Genomic DNA, 818 nt, shown 5'->3' with positions numbered 1-818 from the left:
GCTTGGTCAGCGCCTCGTCGCTGGGGAACGAGCCCCGGTTCTTGGTCAGCTTCCTCAGGCTCATGTTCACCGACTCGATGGCATTGGTGGTGTAGATGACCTTGCGGATTTCCGGCGGGTAGTCAAAGAACGGGGTCAAGCGGCTCCAACTCCTGCGCCAAGACTGACCGATGGGCAGGTACTCGGCATCCCAGCGGGCCTCGAATTCACCGAGCATCAGCTCGGCCTCTTCGGCGGTGGCGGCCGTGTAGATGCGGCGCAGGTCGGCCGCCACTTCCTTGCGGCGCCTCCATGAGACGTAGTTCAGGCTGTGGCGCACCATGTGAACGATGCACAGTTGCACCACCGCCTTGGGAAAGACGGCCTCAATGGCGTCAGGAAAGCCCTTGAGCCCATCGATGCAGGCAATGAAGATGTCCTGAACGCCCCGGTTGCGCAGTTCGGTTACAACCTGCAGCCAGAACTTGGCACCCTCGGTCTGCGCCAGCCACAGACCCAGCACCTCCTTCTCGCCCGTCATGGTGATGCCGATGGCCAGGTACACCGCCTTGACCCGCACCGCGCCCTCGCGCACCTTCACGTGGATGCAGTCCAGATAGACGATGGGGTAAATCGGCTCCAGCGGCCGGGCCTGCCAGGCCTTGACCTCGTCGGCCACGGCGTCCGTCACCGAGGAAATCAGGCTGGGTGAGACCTCGGTGCCGTACATCTCTTCGAGGTGGGCCTGTATCTCGCGCACCGTCATGCCACGGGCGTACAGCGAGATGATTTTGTCGTCGAAGCCGGCCCAGCGGGTCTGGTGCTTGGGGATGAGCTGG

The 818-nt window shown here is 63.2% G+C and carries 1 protein-coding gene; it reads right to left on the bottom strand.

Translation table 11 applies throughout. The features are described 5' to 3' along the window. Positions 1–818, bottom strand: an 818-nt coding sequence (locus BN2503_RS19065; RefSeq protein ID WP_054258144.1) for an IS256 family transposase, incomplete at both ends; no start/stop codon positions are given.

It is taken from the genome of Paenacidovorax caeni (assembly GCF_001298675.1).
GTDB lineage: Bacteria > Pseudomonadota > Gammaproteobacteria > Burkholderiales > Burkholderiaceae_C > Paenacidovorax > Paenacidovorax caeni.
This window is presented reverse-complemented; position numbering and strand designations above follow the sequence as displayed.